This window comes from Streptococcus suis YS161 (assembly GCF_002760245.1).
GTDB lineage: Bacteria > Bacillota > Bacilli > Lactobacillales > Streptococcaceae > Streptococcus > Streptococcus suis_I.
The window spans coordinates 21,784-36,226 of record NZ_ASCA01000007.1 but is presented as its reverse complement, the minus strand read 5'-3'; the positions used below and the strand labels follow the sequence as shown (position 1 = coordinate 36,226).

The 14,443-nt window shown below is 44.6% G+C and carries 14 protein-coding genes; 11 read left to right on the top strand and 3 right to left on the bottom strand.

Annotation, left to right across the window (positions count from 1 at the left end; genetic code table 11):
• Positions 1-32: 32 nt before the first annotated feature.
• Positions 33-1,334 carry an SH3 domain-containing protein gene (locus SST111_RS12120; RefSeq protein ID WP_180274009.1) on the bottom strand — a complete coding sequence of 434 codons (1,302 nt, stop codon included), beginning with the start codon at positions 1,332-1,334 and terminating at the stop codon, positions 33-35.
• A gap of 179 nt (positions 1,335-1,513) precedes the next feature.
• Entirely contained in the window at positions 1,514-3,202 is a 1,689-nt protein-coding gene (gene argS / locus SST111_RS01065) for an arginine--tRNA ligase (RefSeq protein WP_053863622.1), read from the bottom strand.
• Between the two features lie 106 nt (positions 3,203-3,308).
• Between argS and argR the strand changes: the two genes are divergently transcribed.
• The 3 genes from argR (at position 3,309) to SST111_RS01050 (ending at position 6,845) form a co-directional block, all read left to right on the top strand.
• A complete protein-coding gene (gene argR, locus SST111_RS01060; RefSeq protein ID WP_099809773.1) occupies positions 3,309-3,749 on the top strand; it encodes an arginine repressor in 441 nt (146 codons plus the stop codon).
• A gap of 14 nt (positions 3,750-3,763) precedes the next feature.
• Entirely contained in the window at positions 3,764-6,304 is a 2,541-nt protein-coding gene (gene mutS, locus SST111_RS01055; protein ID WP_099809723.1) for a DNA mismatch repair protein MutS, read from the top strand.
• 145 nt (positions 6,305-6,449) lie between these two features.
• A complete protein-coding gene (locus tag SST111_RS01050) occupies positions 6,450-6,845 on the top strand; it encodes a hypothetical protein (protein ID WP_099809722.1) in 396 nt (131 codons plus the stop codon).
• Between the two features lie 124 nt (positions 6,846-6,969).
• Here SST111_RS01050 and SST111_RS01045 read toward each other — a convergent pair whose 3' ends face one another.
• On the bottom strand, positions 6,970-7,407 hold the full coding sequence (locus SST111_RS01045) for a MarR family winged helix-turn-helix transcriptional regulator (RefSeq protein WP_099809721.1): 438 nt from the start codon (positions 7,405-7,407) through the stop codon (positions 6,970-6,972).
• A 135-nt stretch (positions 7,408-7,542) separates the two neighbouring features.
• On the opposite strand from SST111_RS01045, the gene SST111_RS01040 reads away from it, so the two are divergent.
• The 8 genes from SST111_RS01040 to nrdD all read left to right on the top strand — a co-directional run bounded on the left by SST111_RS01040 (position 7,543) and on the right by nrdD (position 14,439).
• Positions 7,543-8,235 carry a type 1 glutamine amidotransferase domain-containing protein gene (locus SST111_RS01040; protein WP_099809720.1) on the top strand — a complete coding sequence of 231 codons (693 nt, stop codon included), beginning with the start codon at positions 7,543-7,545 and terminating at the stop codon, positions 8,233-8,235.
• Positions 8,235-9,578, top strand: a complete 1,344-nt coding sequence (locus tag SST111_RS01035) for a dihydrolipoyl dehydrogenase family protein (RefSeq protein WP_099809719.1) — start codon at positions 8,235-8,237, stop codon at positions 9,576-9,578. The genes SST111_RS01040 and SST111_RS01035 overlap by 1 nt, the downstream gene beginning before the upstream one ends.
• 16 nt (positions 9,579-9,594) lie before the next feature.
• Positions 9,595-10,221 (top strand): nitroreductase family protein, encoded by a 627-nt coding sequence (locus SST111_RS01030; protein ID WP_099809718.1) that lies wholly within the window; start codon positions 9,595-9,597, stop codon positions 10,219-10,221.
• 42 nt (positions 10,222-10,263) lie between these two features.
• Positions 10,264-10,917 carry a DUF998 domain-containing protein gene (locus SST111_RS01025; RefSeq protein ID WP_099809717.1) on the top strand — a complete coding sequence of 218 codons (654 nt, stop codon included), beginning with the start codon at positions 10,264-10,266 and terminating at the stop codon, positions 10,915-10,917.
• 121 nt (positions 10,918-11,038) lie between these two features.
• Positions 11,039-11,482, top strand: a complete 444-nt coding sequence (locus SST111_RS01020) for a LytTR family DNA-binding domain-containing protein (protein WP_099809716.1) — start codon at positions 11,039-11,041, stop codon at positions 11,480-11,482.
• Positions 11,479-11,919 (top strand): DUF3021 domain-containing protein, encoded by a 441-nt coding sequence (locus SST111_RS01015; protein WP_099809715.1) that lies wholly within the window; start codon positions 11,479-11,481, stop codon positions 11,917-11,919. Before SST111_RS01020 ends, SST111_RS01015 begins: the two co-directional genes overlap by 4 nt.
• 33 nt (positions 11,920-11,952) lie before the next feature.
• Positions 11,953-12,126, top strand: coding sequence for a hypothetical protein (locus tag SST111_RS01010; RefSeq protein ID WP_180274008.1), 174 nt, complete (start codon positions 11,953-11,955; stop codon positions 12,124-12,126).
• Between the two features lie 126 nt (positions 12,127-12,252).
• Positions 12,253-14,439 carry an anaerobic ribonucleoside-triphosphate reductase gene (gene nrdD, locus SST111_RS01005; RefSeq protein WP_373560735.1) on the top strand — a complete coding sequence of 729 codons (2,187 nt, stop codon included), beginning with the start codon at positions 12,253-12,255 and terminating at the stop codon, positions 14,437-14,439.
• The last annotated feature ends 4 nt before the right edge of the window (positions 14,440-14,443 follow it).

The following is a 14,443-nucleotide window of genomic DNA, read 5'->3' as shown; positions in this document are numbered from 1 at the left end:
TGGTGCATAGTGAACCTGCAGTTTCTTTTGTTTTATGGGATGGCGATGTAGCGACGGGCTCCTGAATAGCTGACATAGCTGATCCACTGGCGTCCTTCGGATGTGACAACTCGGTCATAGCGGACAGAAGAACCAGCACCGTAGTAGGTGATTTCACTGGCGGACTGACTAGGGCTATTGCGGACAATGGCTTTGCTCTTGAAATAATAGGTACCCGATGCTGGTAAATTACTGTTTGTTTGATTGGTTTGTTGAGATATTGCTGTTAGTTGAGTTGTAGTTCCAGTAATGAATTCGAGTTTGTTTGAGGAATCTGTGTAATAGACATGGATGTGGTAGAGTCCTCGGTCATTTTTATGTTTACTTGCTTGAACGTTTACCTTGTAGCTGCCATCGCTTTGTCGCTGAGCAGGATACCAGATGATATCATCTTGCCCATTATTATCTGACCAAATTGGAATAGATACTGATTTGATAGTCTTGGGAGATTTTACATTGGTGACGATAACTTCAAAACTACCCTCTGCTTGATTGATATTTGTAATGTGGATTGTTCCTTGAGGTTTTGTAGGAGTTGATACAATTGGCTGCTGTGGTGCAGGGGAGGACTGTACCTGTTTGATAGGAATGTAGCGTCTTTGACCACTATAGCTGACATAGCTAATCCACTGGTAGCCGTCAGCTGTTAGAACTCGATCGTAGCGTACGCTCTCACCAGCATAATAGTAATCCAAGGTTGTGCTAGATTGTTTGGCTTCATTTTTAATTGGTGCTTGCTGGGTAAAGGTATAGGTACCACTGTTTGCTAAGCCAGATGTGTGCGTCTGAGTAGGTGCAGGACTGGTCTGACTGACAGGAGAGCCAGCTAGGTCCTTGAAGTGAATATAGCCACTGACAGAGTTCTTATGGATCAGACGGCGATTGTAGGTGTATCGAGTACCGTAGTTGTATTCTTCGATTTCGACCATGTCACCTTGGATGCTAGATACCCAGGCAACGTGCATAGGAGAGGTCCACCAAGCCACTGCTCCTATGGCAGGGTTCATATCCACTCGGTAACCCTCTCGTCGAGCTCTATGTCCCCAAGCATCTGCATTACCGTAAGCTGCCGGAATTTCAAAACCGTTGACTTTACTGAGGCGAAAGGCTACAAAGGAGGTGCACTGGCGTGTGTAGAGTCTCCATGGATCGACTGCATCAACTACTGTGTAGGGATAGTCATCTCCTCTTGCATTGGCTGAGGCTGACGGTGGGGATTGTAAATTGATACCGACAATGAAAATGGCGGCTAGAAGCTGACAGGCGATTCCTTTTCTTCTCAAGAATGTTTTCATTATTTCTCCTTGTGTAGTAGATGTAGAGGTATCACGTGTACCTCCCATCTATATATTCGTAATTGAAATGAATCTTTTTGATTTTCATTTGGGATAAGGAGTTGTTGTGATAAGGAATCTGAAACGAGAGTAGGCAATGTGGTAGAAAAAAAGCCTCGGCTGATGGCCGAAGGCTTTGATTACATTTTTTCTGGTGCTTTTACGCCGAGAAGACGTAGAGCTTCTTTGAGGACAAGTCCTGTTGCGTAGGCAAGTGCTAGACGGCTATCACGCTCTGGGCTTTCATCCAAGATACGCGTGTGTGCGTAGTACTTGTTGAAGGCTTGAGCTAGGTTGATAGCATATTTAGCAATGAGGGATGGGTCAAATTTGTCGCCAGCACGTTCTACAACGTTTGAGAAGTTTTGGATGTGCTTGATGATGTCCCAGCTTTCTGCATCAGCCAGTTTGTAGTCATTTTCTGCGCTTGGTACAAAGTTGGCTTTGCGCAGGATAGACTGGATGCGGGCGTATGCGTATTGTACATAAGGACCTGTTTCGCCTTCGAAGGAAACCATAGCTTCCAAGTCGAAGTCGTAGCCGTTGTCACGGTCGGTCTTGAGGTCGTAGAACTTAACAGCGCCGACACCAACTGCGTGCGCCACTTCTTCCTTGTTTTCAAGGTCAGGGTTTTTAGCTTCGATTTGAGTAAGGGCGCGTGAAATAGCTTCATCTAGAGTTGGCTCGAGTAGGATGATATTTCCTTTACGAGTGGATAGCTTTTTCTTGTCCTTGGTAACCAGACCGAAGGTGACATGGGTCATATCGTCGCTCCAGTCGAAATCCATTTCTTTCAAGACAGCCTTGAGTTGTTTGAAGTGGTTGATTTGCTCCTGGCCAACGACGTAGATGCTTTTCACAAAGTCGTAAGTGCGTTTGCGGTACATAGCTGTTGCCATGTCACGTGTGATGTAAAGTGTTGCACCGTCTGTTTTCATGATGAGGGCTGGTGGAAGATTGTAGCTTTCAAGGTCAACGATTCTCGCACCTTTAGATTCTTGAAGAAGTCCTTTTTCTTCTAAGATTTGGATACCTTCGTCCATCTTATCGTTGTAGAAAGCTTCGCCATTATAGCTGTCGAATGTTACGCCGAGTTTGTCGTAGATGCGGTTGAATTCGACCAAGCTTTCATCACGGAACCATTGCCATAGCTCGTGTGCTTCTGGATCGCCATCTTCCAATTTTTTGAACCATTGACGTGCTTCTTCGTCCAACTCAGGCTTCTCTTCCGCCTCAGCATTGATACGAACATAGAGTTTGAGGAGTTCTGAGATTGGGTCGGCTTCGACCGCAGCCTTGTCACCCCAAAGTTTGTAGGCAACAATCAACATACCAAATTGTTTACCCCAGTCACCCAAGTGGTTGATGCGGATTGGCTTGTAGCCAAGCTTTTCGTGGATGTTAGCAAGGGCATCACCGATAACGGTTGAACGCAAATGTCCAACTGAGAATGGTTTAGCAATGTTTGGGCTAGACATGTCGATGGTTACATTGCGTCCTTGACCAATGTTGAGTTTACCGTATTGGTCTTTTTCAGTAATAACATCTGTCAAGACTTGGTGGGAGATAGCAGCCTTATCCAAGAAGAAGTTGACGTAAGGACCGGTAGCTACAACCTTCTCAAAGCCAGTTGTATCGAGTTTTTCAACGATGTCCGCTGCGATAGCCTGTGGAGCCTTGCGTTCCACTTTAGCAAGTGAGAAGGCTGGGAAGGCAATATCGCCCATTTCTGATGATTTTGGTTTTTCTAGCAGATTGTAGATAGCTTCCACTTCCAAACTCGGAAGGATGGCAGCCAATCTTTCTGCAATCACTTGTTTTTGATTCATATAGGATTTCCTCCAAAGTTATTGATTCTATTTTAACACATTTCTAGGCTAATAGCGGGGAAAAGTGTTATAATATTTCTATAAATATACATTTTGAGGTAAAATGATGAATAAAGCAGGACGACATGATTTAATAAAGTCCATGATTCGTCAAGAAAAAATAGGGCGACAAACGGATATTCAGCAAGGTTTAGAGGCTCGAGGGGTAGTGGTAACCCAGACAACCTTGTCTCGTGATTTACGTGAGTTGGGAGTGATAAAAATTCATGAAAATGGGCGTTCATTTTATTCCTTAGCTATCGAAGAAGAGCGCGTGAATTTTATCCAATTATTGGCACAATATGCGTATAAAGTAGATAGGGCTAGTTTTATTCTGGTCCTTCATTCAGAACTGGGAGAAGCGGCCTTGATGGCCAATATCATTGATGCAGAAAAGCCAGAGACTATTTTGGGAACGCTGGCGGGAGCTAATACACTTTTAGTTATTTGTCGAGATGATGTAGCGGCTCAGCAAGTTGAAGCGGAGATTAACTACTATTTGAATTAGAACAAGGAGAGATGATGGCAACAGAAAAAATTTCTCCGGGAATGCAGCAGTATCTGGATATAAAAGCACAGTATCCAGATGCTTTTTTGCTTTTCCGTATGGGAGACTTTTATGAATTATTTTATGAAGATGCGGTAGAAGCGGCACAGATTTTGGAATTGTCCTTGACCAGTCGGAACAAAAATGCGGAAAATCCTATTCCCATGGCAGGCGTTCCCTATCACGCAGCCCAGCAGTACATTGATACTCTGGTAGAGTTGGGACACAAGGTAGCGATTGCCGAGCAGATGGAGGATCCCAAGCAGGCAGTCGGTGTGGTCAAGCGGGAAGTAGTACAGGTCATTACTCCTGGTACGGTAACAGACTCGTCCAAAATGGGAGCAGACAGTAACTATTTGGTTGCGATTGACCGTCAGGGCGTACAATTTGCTCTTTCTTACATGGATGTGTCAACGGGGCAGTTTTTCGTGACTAGTTTGGATGATTTTACCAGCCTCTGCGGTGAAATTCGTAATTTACGGGCGCGGGAATTAGTCATCGGCTATACTTTATCTGAGGAAGAAGAGCAGGTCTTTTCGAACCAGATGAACCTCCTACTCTCTTTTGAGGATGAGGTGACGGAAGATGTCCAGCTGATTGACAACTCCTTGACAGACTTGGAAACGGCTGCGGCAGGTAAACTCCTCAGCTACCTACATCGGACTCAGATGCGGGATTTGAGCCACTTGCAAAAGGTGGTTCACTATGAAATCAAGGACTATCTGCAAATGGACTATGCAACCAAGTCCAGTCTGGACCTGCTTGAAAACGGTCGGACAGGCAAGAAGCATGGTAGTTTGTACTGGTTGCTAGACGAAACCAAGACAGCCATGGGTATGCGACTATTGCGGACATGGATTGATCGTCCCTTGATTGATCTTAAGCGGATTGAGAATCGTCAGGCTGTCGTTCAGGTTTTTCTGGATTACTTCTTTGAACGGAGTGACTTGGTAGAAGCCTTGAAAGGTGTCTATGACATCGAACGCTTGGCCAGTCGGGTGTCTTTTGGAAAAACCATGCCCAAGGATCTCTTGCAGCTCTCCCAGACTTTGGGAAATATCCCAGCAATCAAGAATATCTTGCTACAAATCAATGAGCCTGCTCTAGGCAATCTGGTAGCTGGATTGGACCCAATCCCAGAACTGCATGCTCTGATCAGCTCTGCTATTGACCCAGAAGCCCAAGGGACTATCACAGATGGAAATATCATCCGTACGGGCTTTGACGAAACGCTGGATCAGTACCGTCTGGTCATGCGTGAGGGTGCGGGTTGGATTGCGGAGATTGAGGCCAAGGAGCGTGAAGCGTCTGGTATCAACAATCTCAAGATTGATTACAATAAAAAAGATGGTTACTATTTCCATGTGACCAATTCCAATCTGGGCAATGTACCAGGGCATTTCTTCCGCAAGGCGACCTTGAAAAACTCGGAGCGCTATGGAACGGAAGAATTGGCTAAAATTGAAGGGCAGATGTTGGAGGCGCGTGATAAGTCGTCTAACTTGGAGTACGAGATTTTCATGCGGATTCGCCAAGAGGTTGAGAAGTATATCGGTCGCTTGCAGAAGCTAGCTCGAACCATTGCAACCATCGATGTTTTGCAGGCCTTTGCAGTTGTGGCAGAGCAGCAGCACTGGGTTTGTCCACGCTTTACAGATCAAAGAGAACTGACCATTGACCGTGGACGTCATGCGGTGGTGGAGAAGGTCATGGGCAAGCAGACCTACATTCCCAACTCTATTCACTTGAATACCGATACGCATATGCAACTGATTACTGGTCCAAACATGAGTGGTAAGTCTACCTATATGCGGCAGTTGGCGGTTATCGTCATTCTGGCGCAGATGGGTTCCTATGTGCCTGCGGATCAGGCTGAATTACCGATTTTCGATGCTATTTTCACCCGAATTGGGGCGGCAGACGACTTGGTCAGCGGTCAATCGACCTTCATGGTCGAGATGATGGAGGCCAACAAGGCGGTCCGTCTGGCGACAGATCGGTCGCTCATTCTCTTTGACGAACTTGGACGGGGAACGGCCACCTATGACGGTATGGCTCTGGCCCAGTCTATCATCGAGTACATTCACGACAAGATTGGAGCCAAGACTCTCTTTGCCACCCACTACCATGAGTTGACAGACCTTAGTCAGACCTTGGAACACTTAGAGAATGTCCATGTATCGACCTTGGAGAAGGACGGCCAAGTCACCTTCCTCCACAAGATTGCACAAGGCCCAGCTGACAAGTCCTACGGGATTCACGTGGCTAAGATTGCTGGAATGCCAGAGGAGTTATTGGAGCGGGCGGACAGGATTTTGCAGACGCTTGAAAACCAAGCCCCTACTGCACCAACTCACCCAGTTCCGACAGTAGTGGAAGAGCCGTCTGGTCAAATCGACCTCTTCGCAGATACGCCTTCTCACCCAGTCCTCGATGAACTGGCAAAACTGGACATCTACAATATGACCCCGATGGAAGTCATGATGAGGGTGGCAGAATTGAAGAAGAAGTTATAAGATAATGAAAGTCAGGATAGCTGTTCTGGCTTTTTTGGTCAAAAAACGAACGATTGAAGATGTCTTTTGAAAATATCTTGTTGTTTTTGATGTACATAGGCTATACTGATGAAAGATAAACATAAAGAATGGGAGATGACTGGCTATGCAACATAATCAGGACCTGCGTGTGAAACTGTTTCAATTGGAACAATTGGTTTTGGATATATATGCTGAACTAGAAAGGCAAAATCCACAATTTGCCCCGATTAGCTGGTATGTGTATCATCTGGGTTTGGATGATGAGCAGGCCAGTGACATCATGCAGTATTTTCTCTTCCAACAGGACAAACCTCTTGAGGAATTAACGGTTTGGTTGGAAAAGTGGGTTGCGACCAATCGTTACCCTTATCCTCGTGATTTTGTTGAGAAGATGGCTCGTCGCTACCATGAAGAAGTCACACGGGCAGTTGATAGGTCGGATGCCAGTCTGTCCTTAGAAGATTTGGAGCAGTTGAAGGCAAGCGGAGCCTTCGATGGGCTAGATGAGTTTGAAGAGTAAAGCTCCAGAGGTTTCTAGTTCCTCGCATAAAAAATGTTGATATAACAGACTAAGTCAGGACAGCTGTTCTGGCTTTTTTGCGATAAAAAACCGCTTCTGTAAAAAAGCAGGAGTGGATTGGCTATCAGTTTAAATAGTCTTGTAAGCTGTTGATGAGCTCTTGATTAGACTGGATATAGGCTTGTTTTTTTTCCTTGGTCAAGCCGTCAAGTTGACGAAAACAAGAAAGCAGTTTATCTTCAAGGCTTACTTGGAGTTTTTGACCCTCTGCGGTAAGGTAGATGAGGAGTTGTCGCTTATCTTCTTTAGGAATCATGCGGCGGATAAAGCCTTTTTCTTCTAGGCGTTTGACAAGAGGGGTCAAGGTGTTGCTGGAAAGGTCTAGCTTTTTACCAATTTCCTTGAGGGATAGGGGAGAGTTTTCCCACAGAACAACAAGTACGAGATATTGGGTATAGGTCAAGTCAAATTCCTTGAGATTTTTCAAGTAAAATTGATTAAAGAGTTTATTGACTTGGTAGAAGGAATGGCAGAGCTGTTTTGAAAAATGATAATCGGACATGGTTTCTCGTCTTTCTAATCGTTTGCGATAAAAATATCTTATCAAAATTCTTTTGTCTTGACAAATCAAATGAATAAGCATAGACTATACACATATCAAAAAATAGTCTCACGCGATTGAATAAAAGGTGAAAAAATGAAAAAAGTATTGATTGTCTTAACAAATGTCCAACAGTATGGTGAGCATGAACGTCTGACAGGCCTCTGGCTCAGTGAATTGACTCAGTTTTATGATGAGTTGGTCAAGGCAGGATATGAGGCGGATTTTGTTAGTCCAAAGGGTGGTTATGTTCCACTAGACCCACATAGCCTCACCATGTTAGATGCTGTGGATCGTACTTACTATAATGACGCAGACTTTCGTAATCGTGCTCTAGGTCAAACGCTTCGACCAGAGCAAGTTACAGCGACTGACTATGACTTGATTTATTATACAGGTGGTCATGGCGTTATGTGGGATTTTCCACAGTCAGTGGAAATAGCAGAGCTGGCCAGCCAGATTTACCAAAACGGAGGCCTTGTAACAGCAGTTTGTCACGGTGTGGCAGGACTCTTGCCTATTAAAGATGAGGCAGGTCAGCCCTTGATTGAAGGGAAAGTTATTACTGGTTTTACCAATCAAGAAGAAGAACTAAACGGGACTACCGATTTAGTACCATTTTTAACGGAAACTGCTCTTCTTGAAAAAGGAGCTAAGGTTGAGATTGGAACAGCCTTTACACCGGTAGTTCGCCAAGATAGTCGTGTCTTGACAGGTCAAAATCCTCAATCTGCTCGTGCCCTGGGTCAGATGGTCGTTGCTGTGTTAGCAAAAGAAGGAGAGAAATAATGTACCAATACGATGTTACTTTTATCGGCTCTGGTCATGCCAACTGGCATGCTGCAGTTGATTTAGCAAAAGCAGGTAAAAAAGTTGCCATTGTAGAAAAAGATATTATAGCTGGAACCTGCACAAACTACGGTTGTAATGCCAAGTTTTTGCTAGAAAGTCCGTTTGAATTTATGGACGGCTTGGCTCGGTATGAAAAGGCAGGGATTGCCAAAACAGGTAAGATTTCTTGGGAGAAGCTCATGGCTTACAAAAAAGAGGAAATCCCGACCTACTCTCCTATGCTAGAAGGCATGTTTGCCCATCTATCGATTGACGTCTTAAAAGGTCACGGACAGTTAAAAGATGCTCATACTGTCTTGGTTGATGACAAGGAAATTTCGACAGACTATGTCGTCATCGGAACAGGTCAACGTCCAGCACGCCTCAATGTTCCTGGTAATGAATGGTTCCAAGATAGCCGTGCCTTTCTTGATATGGACCATATGCCTGAGAGACTGGTCTTTATCGGTGCTGGTATCATTTCACTAGAATTTGCGACAATGGCTTCGCTACTGGGCTCAGAAGTTCACATCATTGAGTTTGCAGATCGTGCTTTAGCAGCCTATCCTGAAAAAATGGTAGCCACTGTGGTTGAAAAAATGACAGCCGATGGCGTCCAGTTCCATTTTAACCAAGCCGTTTCTTCCGCTGAAAAAACTGCAAGTGGCCTTCTTGTCAAGACGTCTCAAGGATTAGAAATCGAGACAGATACGATTATTGATGCGACAGGCCGCGTGTCAAACGTAGAAGGTCTTGGCTTGGAAACTGTGGGAGTGGATTTTGACCGAACAGGTATCAAGGTAAATGAGTTTATGCAGACATCTTTATCCAATATCTACGCATCTGGAGATGTGGTTTCAAAAACCATTCCTCGCTTAACACCGACTGCCAGCTTTGAGTCTAGCTACATTGCAGAGCATATTTTGGGAAATCCAGATCCAATTGACTATCCAGTTGTTCCAAACGTTGTTTTCACTCTGCCGCGTCTGGCACAAGTCGGTGTCACTGTGGAAGAAGCCGAGACCAATCCTGAACAGTATCAGATTATCGATGTTCCTTTTGGTCAACGATTGAAATTCCAAACGAAGTTAGAAGCGGAGGCTCGTTTTACGCTGATTGTTGGTAAGGATAAAACCTTGAAAGGGGCAGCTTTGTTGGGACATGAAGCAGGAGAGATGGTAAACTTGCTGACTTTGATTATCAATCAGAAGTTAACCGCAAAAGACTTAAATCGTATGATTTTTGCCTTTCCTGCAACGACCTACGCCCTACTTTCTAATGTCATAACAGCACTATCGTAAGGGGGGATAAATCAGTATGCAAACGAATGATTTTAATGAGATTATGTTTGGTCGCCGTTCGGTCAAAGTTTATGATGAAACGGTGACAATCGACCAGGAAGAAATGCTCGACATGCTGAACAAAGCAATCACAGCTCCATCTTCTGTCAATTTACAGCCTTGGCGGTTTGTAGTTGTGGAAAGCGAGGCTGCTAAGGCCAAGTTGCGTCCTATGGTACGTTTTAACACCAAGCAAGTAGACACTGCTTCAGCTGTCGTTTTAATCTTTGCAGATATGCAGCCGCAGGAACACACAGAAGCTATCTACGATCGTGCTGTGACTGAAGGCAAGATTCCTCAAGAAGTACGAGATTATCAGGTGCCAGCTATTAAGAACATGTATGATGCCTTGTCGCCAGCCACGATGAGAGAAGTCGTGAAAATGGATGCTAGTCTAGCTGCTATGCAGTTGATGTTGGTAGCCCGTTCTCACGGCTATGATACCAACCCGATGTCCGGTTTTGACCCTGAGGAGATGGTGGCAACTTTTGACCTAGATCCAGACCGTTATATTCCCGTTCTGATGGTTTCAATTGGAAAAGCCAAAGAACCAGGTTTCGACTCTGTTCGTATTGAGGCAGAAAAAATTACAGATTTTAAATAAGTCTAGTGGCAAAATGCCAAGAGAAAGTAAGTAAGGAAAAAGATGAGAGTACATAATCTACAAAAATGGGGAGCCATTGGCTTTCTAATAAATGCCAGTATTTACCTAGGGACCGAATTAATCGCTGCCATTGGAACGGGCTATCCGCTTAGCTATGTCTATGGTCGGCAGTTTATTTCAGCTCTTGGGGTATACAATGGTCAGCAGGTAGCTGGTGTGCCAGAAAACTTTTCGAATTGGGCGATTGTTATGAATAGCGGCTTTATTCTAACTGCGATTGGCTTTGTCTTTTCTTATGCTCTGCTTATTTTCTCTAAGATAAGGCGAAGACATCCAATTTTGGCAATCCTTATCCTGCTTATAGTTACCCTCTTTGGCCTAGGGAGTCTCTTGGTTGGTTTCTTCCAAGGTGGTGTACCTGGTCAGGATGGCTTGCATGGACTTGGAGCTCGTCTGTCCTTTATGATGGGCAATAGCACCTTGCTGTTGACAGGTCTTTTCCTATCTGAGAAAAAAATAACCTATCGCTTCATGAGCATCCTTCTTGGCTTATGTGGTTTTGTCGCTGCAGGATTGTTGCAGACGGCAATCGCAGAAAATCAAGTGGCGGTAATGGCCATTTATGAACGCTTAACCGTCTATCCTATCACAGCTTGGCAGATAGTGACGGGGCTAACTTTTCTAAAGAATGACTAAGTCAGGACAGCTGTTCTGGCTTTTTTGCCGTTTAGCTCAGGAATATGACCACATAGTCAAACGCCCTTGAAACCAATTAAGAAATGGTGTTTAATAGGGTCAGAAAGAGAAGGGAGAGAAGATGAAAGTAAAACTAGCTATTTCACCAGAAATTTTGGAAGATTTGGTTACTATTGAAGCACAGGCTATGTCTGAGCAGATTACGCAGTTGGTGGCCTATGTTCAAAACCTAGACAAGCAGACTTCCAGATTGACAGTCAAAAAAGGGGAGCAGGTATATCTTTTGGAGCATGATGAGATTGTCAGACTCTACTTGGAAGACAAAATCTTACAGGTGGAAACGGTGGGAGATTCCTTTACTTCCAACCTACGCTTGTATCAGGTTAAGGAGGAACTGCCTGCCAACTTTTTGCAGATTTCCCAGTCGGAAATCATTCACATCAAGCAATTGGACCACCTCAAGTTGACAGCCAATGGTTTGGTCAAATTGGTCATGAAAAACGGCTCTGTCACCTACTCGTCTCGTCGTTATTTAAAAGTTATCAAAGAAAGGTTAGGATTATGAAAAAATACATCTTATCAGCCAGTTTAGGTATTACAATCGGAACAATGATTTCTATCATCACATCTGCTGTCTTTGGACAAGGAGCCTACCTACCGCTCAATCCCTTTTCAACCATGGGCGCTTACTACCTGAGCAATTTTAATCAGGTAACCGTTATGCTCATCTGTGTGCTGATTTGGGCAGCAATCGGCATCTTGTTTCAGCTGGCAGACAAGATTTTTGAACAGGATTGGAGCCTTTTGCGAATGACGGCAACGCACTTTTACATCACAGCTTTAGGCTTCACACCGCTGGGCATTTTAGCAGGCTGGTTTCCCGTGAAACTTGGTGCCCTTCTCTTCTTCTGGCTTATCTTTGTCTTGGTATACGCTCTGCTATTTCTAATAAACTATCGAAAAATGGAGCGACAGATTAAGGACATCAACGGTCGTTTGTAGTATAATAGCACTATCATTTAGTTGGAGTGTCTTATGAAAATTATTTTGACGATTGTCTATAGTTTGGGAGTGGTGTGGAATCTCCTCATTCTTGCTGTGAATGTTGGTAAAGTTCCCCTCCTAAATTTGCTTTGGCCTACTGTGATTTTAGTGGCCTGTGCTATCAATTTGTACTTCTTATGGACCAGAAAGCAAGAGTCAGAATAGGCTCTTGTTTTCATTTGCTTTTCAGAAAGAGAGACTACATTTAGTGTGAAATGATAGAATTTATATTTTTTAACACAAGATATTGATTTTTAATTTGTGAAATGTTACACTAGTAGCAGTGAAAAAATGGAGGCTAGTCAGATGAAGGTGCGAGAAAATGATGTAGAAAAACTGAATTTAGTCGTCTTGAAACGAGATGGTCGGACGGTGTCCTTTGATGAGCAAAAGATTTTTTCTGCTCTTTCACGGGCCAATCAGGAGTTGGAACACCCGGTGTCAGAGGCTGGTTTGCAGCTGGTTTTAGAGGCAAGCTTGCAAGAGATTGACCGTCGTTTTACAGGCGACATTCAGATTTATGAAATCCAGACAATTGTGGAGCAGGAGTTGCTTAAGGCTCATTTGTATGAGCTGGCAGAGCGGTATATCCAGTACCGGACTCAGCGGGATTTTCGTCGGCATCAGGCGACCGATATTAACTTTGAAATTCACAAGTTGCTGAGCAAGGATCAGGCCTTGGTCAATGAAAATGCCAACAAGGACGCCGATGTGTTCAATACCCAGCGGGATTTGACAGCGGGGATTGTTGGAAAATCCATTGGTCTCAAACTCTTGCCTGCCCATGTGGCCAATGCCCACCAAAAAGGCGATATTCATTATCATGACTTGGATTACAGTCCCTATACTCCCATGACCAACTGTTGCTTGATTGATTTCAAGGGCATGTTGGCTCAGGGTTTTAAGATTGGGAATGCGGACGTGGAAAGTCCCAAGTCGATTCAGACGGCTACGGCTCAGATTTCGCAGATTATTGCCAATGTATCCTCGAGTCAATATGGTGGTTGCTCAGCTGACCGTATCGATGAAGTTTTGGCGCCCTATGCGGAACTCAATTACCAAAAGCATTTGAAAGATGCCAAGGATTGGGTGTTAGCAGACAAGCAAGAAGAATATGCGCGTGCTAAAACGCAAAAAGACATCTATGACGCTATGCAGTCTTTGGAGTATGAAATCAATACCCTCTTTACTTCCAATGGACAAACACCCTTTACCTCACTCGGTTTTGGGCTAGGGACATCGTGGTTTGAGAGAGAAATTCAAAAAGCGATTTTGAACATTCGCATCAAGGGTCTGGGGCGAGAAGGTCGGACAGCTATCTTTCCTAAGCTGATTTTCACAGTCAAGCGGGGCTTGAACTTGGAGCCAGATTCGCCCAACTACGACATCAAGCAATTAGCGATTGAATGTGCTACCAAGCGTATGTATCCAGATATGCTTTCTTATGACAAGATTGTTGAGTTGACAGGTTCCTTCAAGGTGCCAATGGGCTGCCGCTCTTTCTTGCAGGGCTGGCAGGATGAAAATGGTCAGGATGTGACATCTGGTCGGATGAATTTGGGTGTCGTGACCGTCAATCTGCCACGGATTGCTATGGAGTCTGCAGGAGATATGGATAAGTTCTGGGAAATTTTTGCAGAACGCATGGCCATTGCCAAGGATGCTCTGGTCTATCGTGTGGAACGAGTGAAGGAAGCAACTCCAGCCAACGCTCCAATTCTCTATCAATATGGGGCATTCGGCAAGCGACTGGCCAAGACCGATGCGGTGGATGAGGTTTTCAAAAATCGTCGAGCAACCGTATCTTTGGGGTACATTGGTTTATATGAAGTCGCAACAGTATTTTACGGTGGTCAATGGGAGACCAACCCAGAGGCAAAAGATTTTACAGTGGATATTATCAAGAAAATGAAAGCCTTGGTTGAAGATTGGTCGGACCAATACGGCTATCATTTCTCAGTTTATTCGACACCGTCTGAAAGCCTGACAGACCGCTTCTGCCGGTTGGATACGGAAAAGTTTGGTATGGTTGAAAACATCACCGACAAGCAGTATTACACTAACTCTTTCCACTATGATGTACGGAAAAATCCGACTCCCTTTGAAAAACTGGACTTTGAAAAGGTCTATGTGGAGGCAGGTGCTAGCGGTGGCTTTATCCACTACTGTGAATACCCTGTCTTGCAACAAAATCCAAAGGCCTTGGAGGCTGTTTGGGACTATGCCTATGACCGTGTGGGCTATCTGGGGACCAATACTCCGATTGACCATTGTTACGCCTGTGATTTCGAGGGAGATTTCGAGCCGACAGAGCGTGGTTTCAAGTGTCCAAGTTGCGGGAATAGCGATCCTAAGTCGGTGGATGTTGTTAAACGAACTTGTGGTTATCTAGGCAATCCACAGGCCCGTCCGATGGTAAAAGGCCGTCACAAGGAAATTTCGGCGCGTGTGAAACACATGAATGGGTCGAGCTTATAAGTAA

Excerpts from the sequence above, each read along its gene's own strand:
- SST111_RS12120 (WP_180274009.1), bottom strand. The coding sequence starts at position 1,334 with ATGAAAACATTCTTGAGAAGAAAAGGAATCGCCTGTCAGCTTCTAGCC.
- argS (WP_053863622.1), bottom strand. The coding sequence starts at position 3,202 with ATGAATCAAAAACAAGTGATTGCAGAAAGATTGGCTGCCATCCTTCCG.
- argR (WP_099809773.1), top strand. The coding sequence starts at position 3,309 with ATGAATAAAGCAGGACGACATGATTTAATAAAGTCCATGATTCGTCAA.
- mutS (WP_099809723.1), top strand. The coding sequence starts at position 3,764 with ATGGCAACAGAAAAAATTTCTCCGGGAATGCAGCAGTATCTGGATATA.
- SST111_RS01050 (WP_099809722.1), top strand. The coding sequence starts at position 6,450 with ATGCAACATAATCAGGACCTGCGTGTGAAACTGTTTCAATTGGAACAA.
- SST111_RS01045 (WP_099809721.1), bottom strand. The coding sequence starts at position 7,407 with ATGTCCGATTATCATTTTTCAAAACAGCTCTGCCATTCCTTCTACCAA.
- SST111_RS01040 (WP_099809720.1), top strand. The coding sequence starts at position 7,543 with ATGAAAAAAGTATTGATTGTCTTAACAAATGTCCAACAGTATGGTGAG.
- SST111_RS01035 (WP_099809719.1), top strand. The coding sequence starts at position 8,235 with ATGTACCAATACGATGTTACTTTTATCGGCTCTGGTCATGCCAACTGG.
- SST111_RS01030 (WP_099809718.1), top strand. The coding sequence starts at position 9,595 with ATGCAAACGAATGATTTTAATGAGATTATGTTTGGTCGCCGTTCGGTC.
- SST111_RS01025 (WP_099809717.1), top strand. The coding sequence starts at position 10,264 with ATGAGAGTACATAATCTACAAAAATGGGGAGCCATTGGCTTTCTAATA.
- SST111_RS01020 (WP_099809716.1), top strand. The coding sequence starts at position 11,039 with ATGAAAGTAAAACTAGCTATTTCACCAGAAATTTTGGAAGATTTGGTT.
- SST111_RS01015 (WP_099809715.1), top strand. The coding sequence starts at position 11,479 with ATGAAAAAATACATCTTATCAGCCAGTTTAGGTATTACAATCGGAACA.
- SST111_RS01010 (WP_180274008.1), top strand. The coding sequence starts at position 11,953 with ATGAAAATTATTTTGACGATTGTCTATAGTTTGGGAGTGGTGTGGAAT.
- nrdD (WP_373560735.1), top strand. The coding sequence starts at position 12,253 with ATGGAGGCTAGTCAGATGAAGGTGCGAGAAAATGATGTAGAAAAACTG.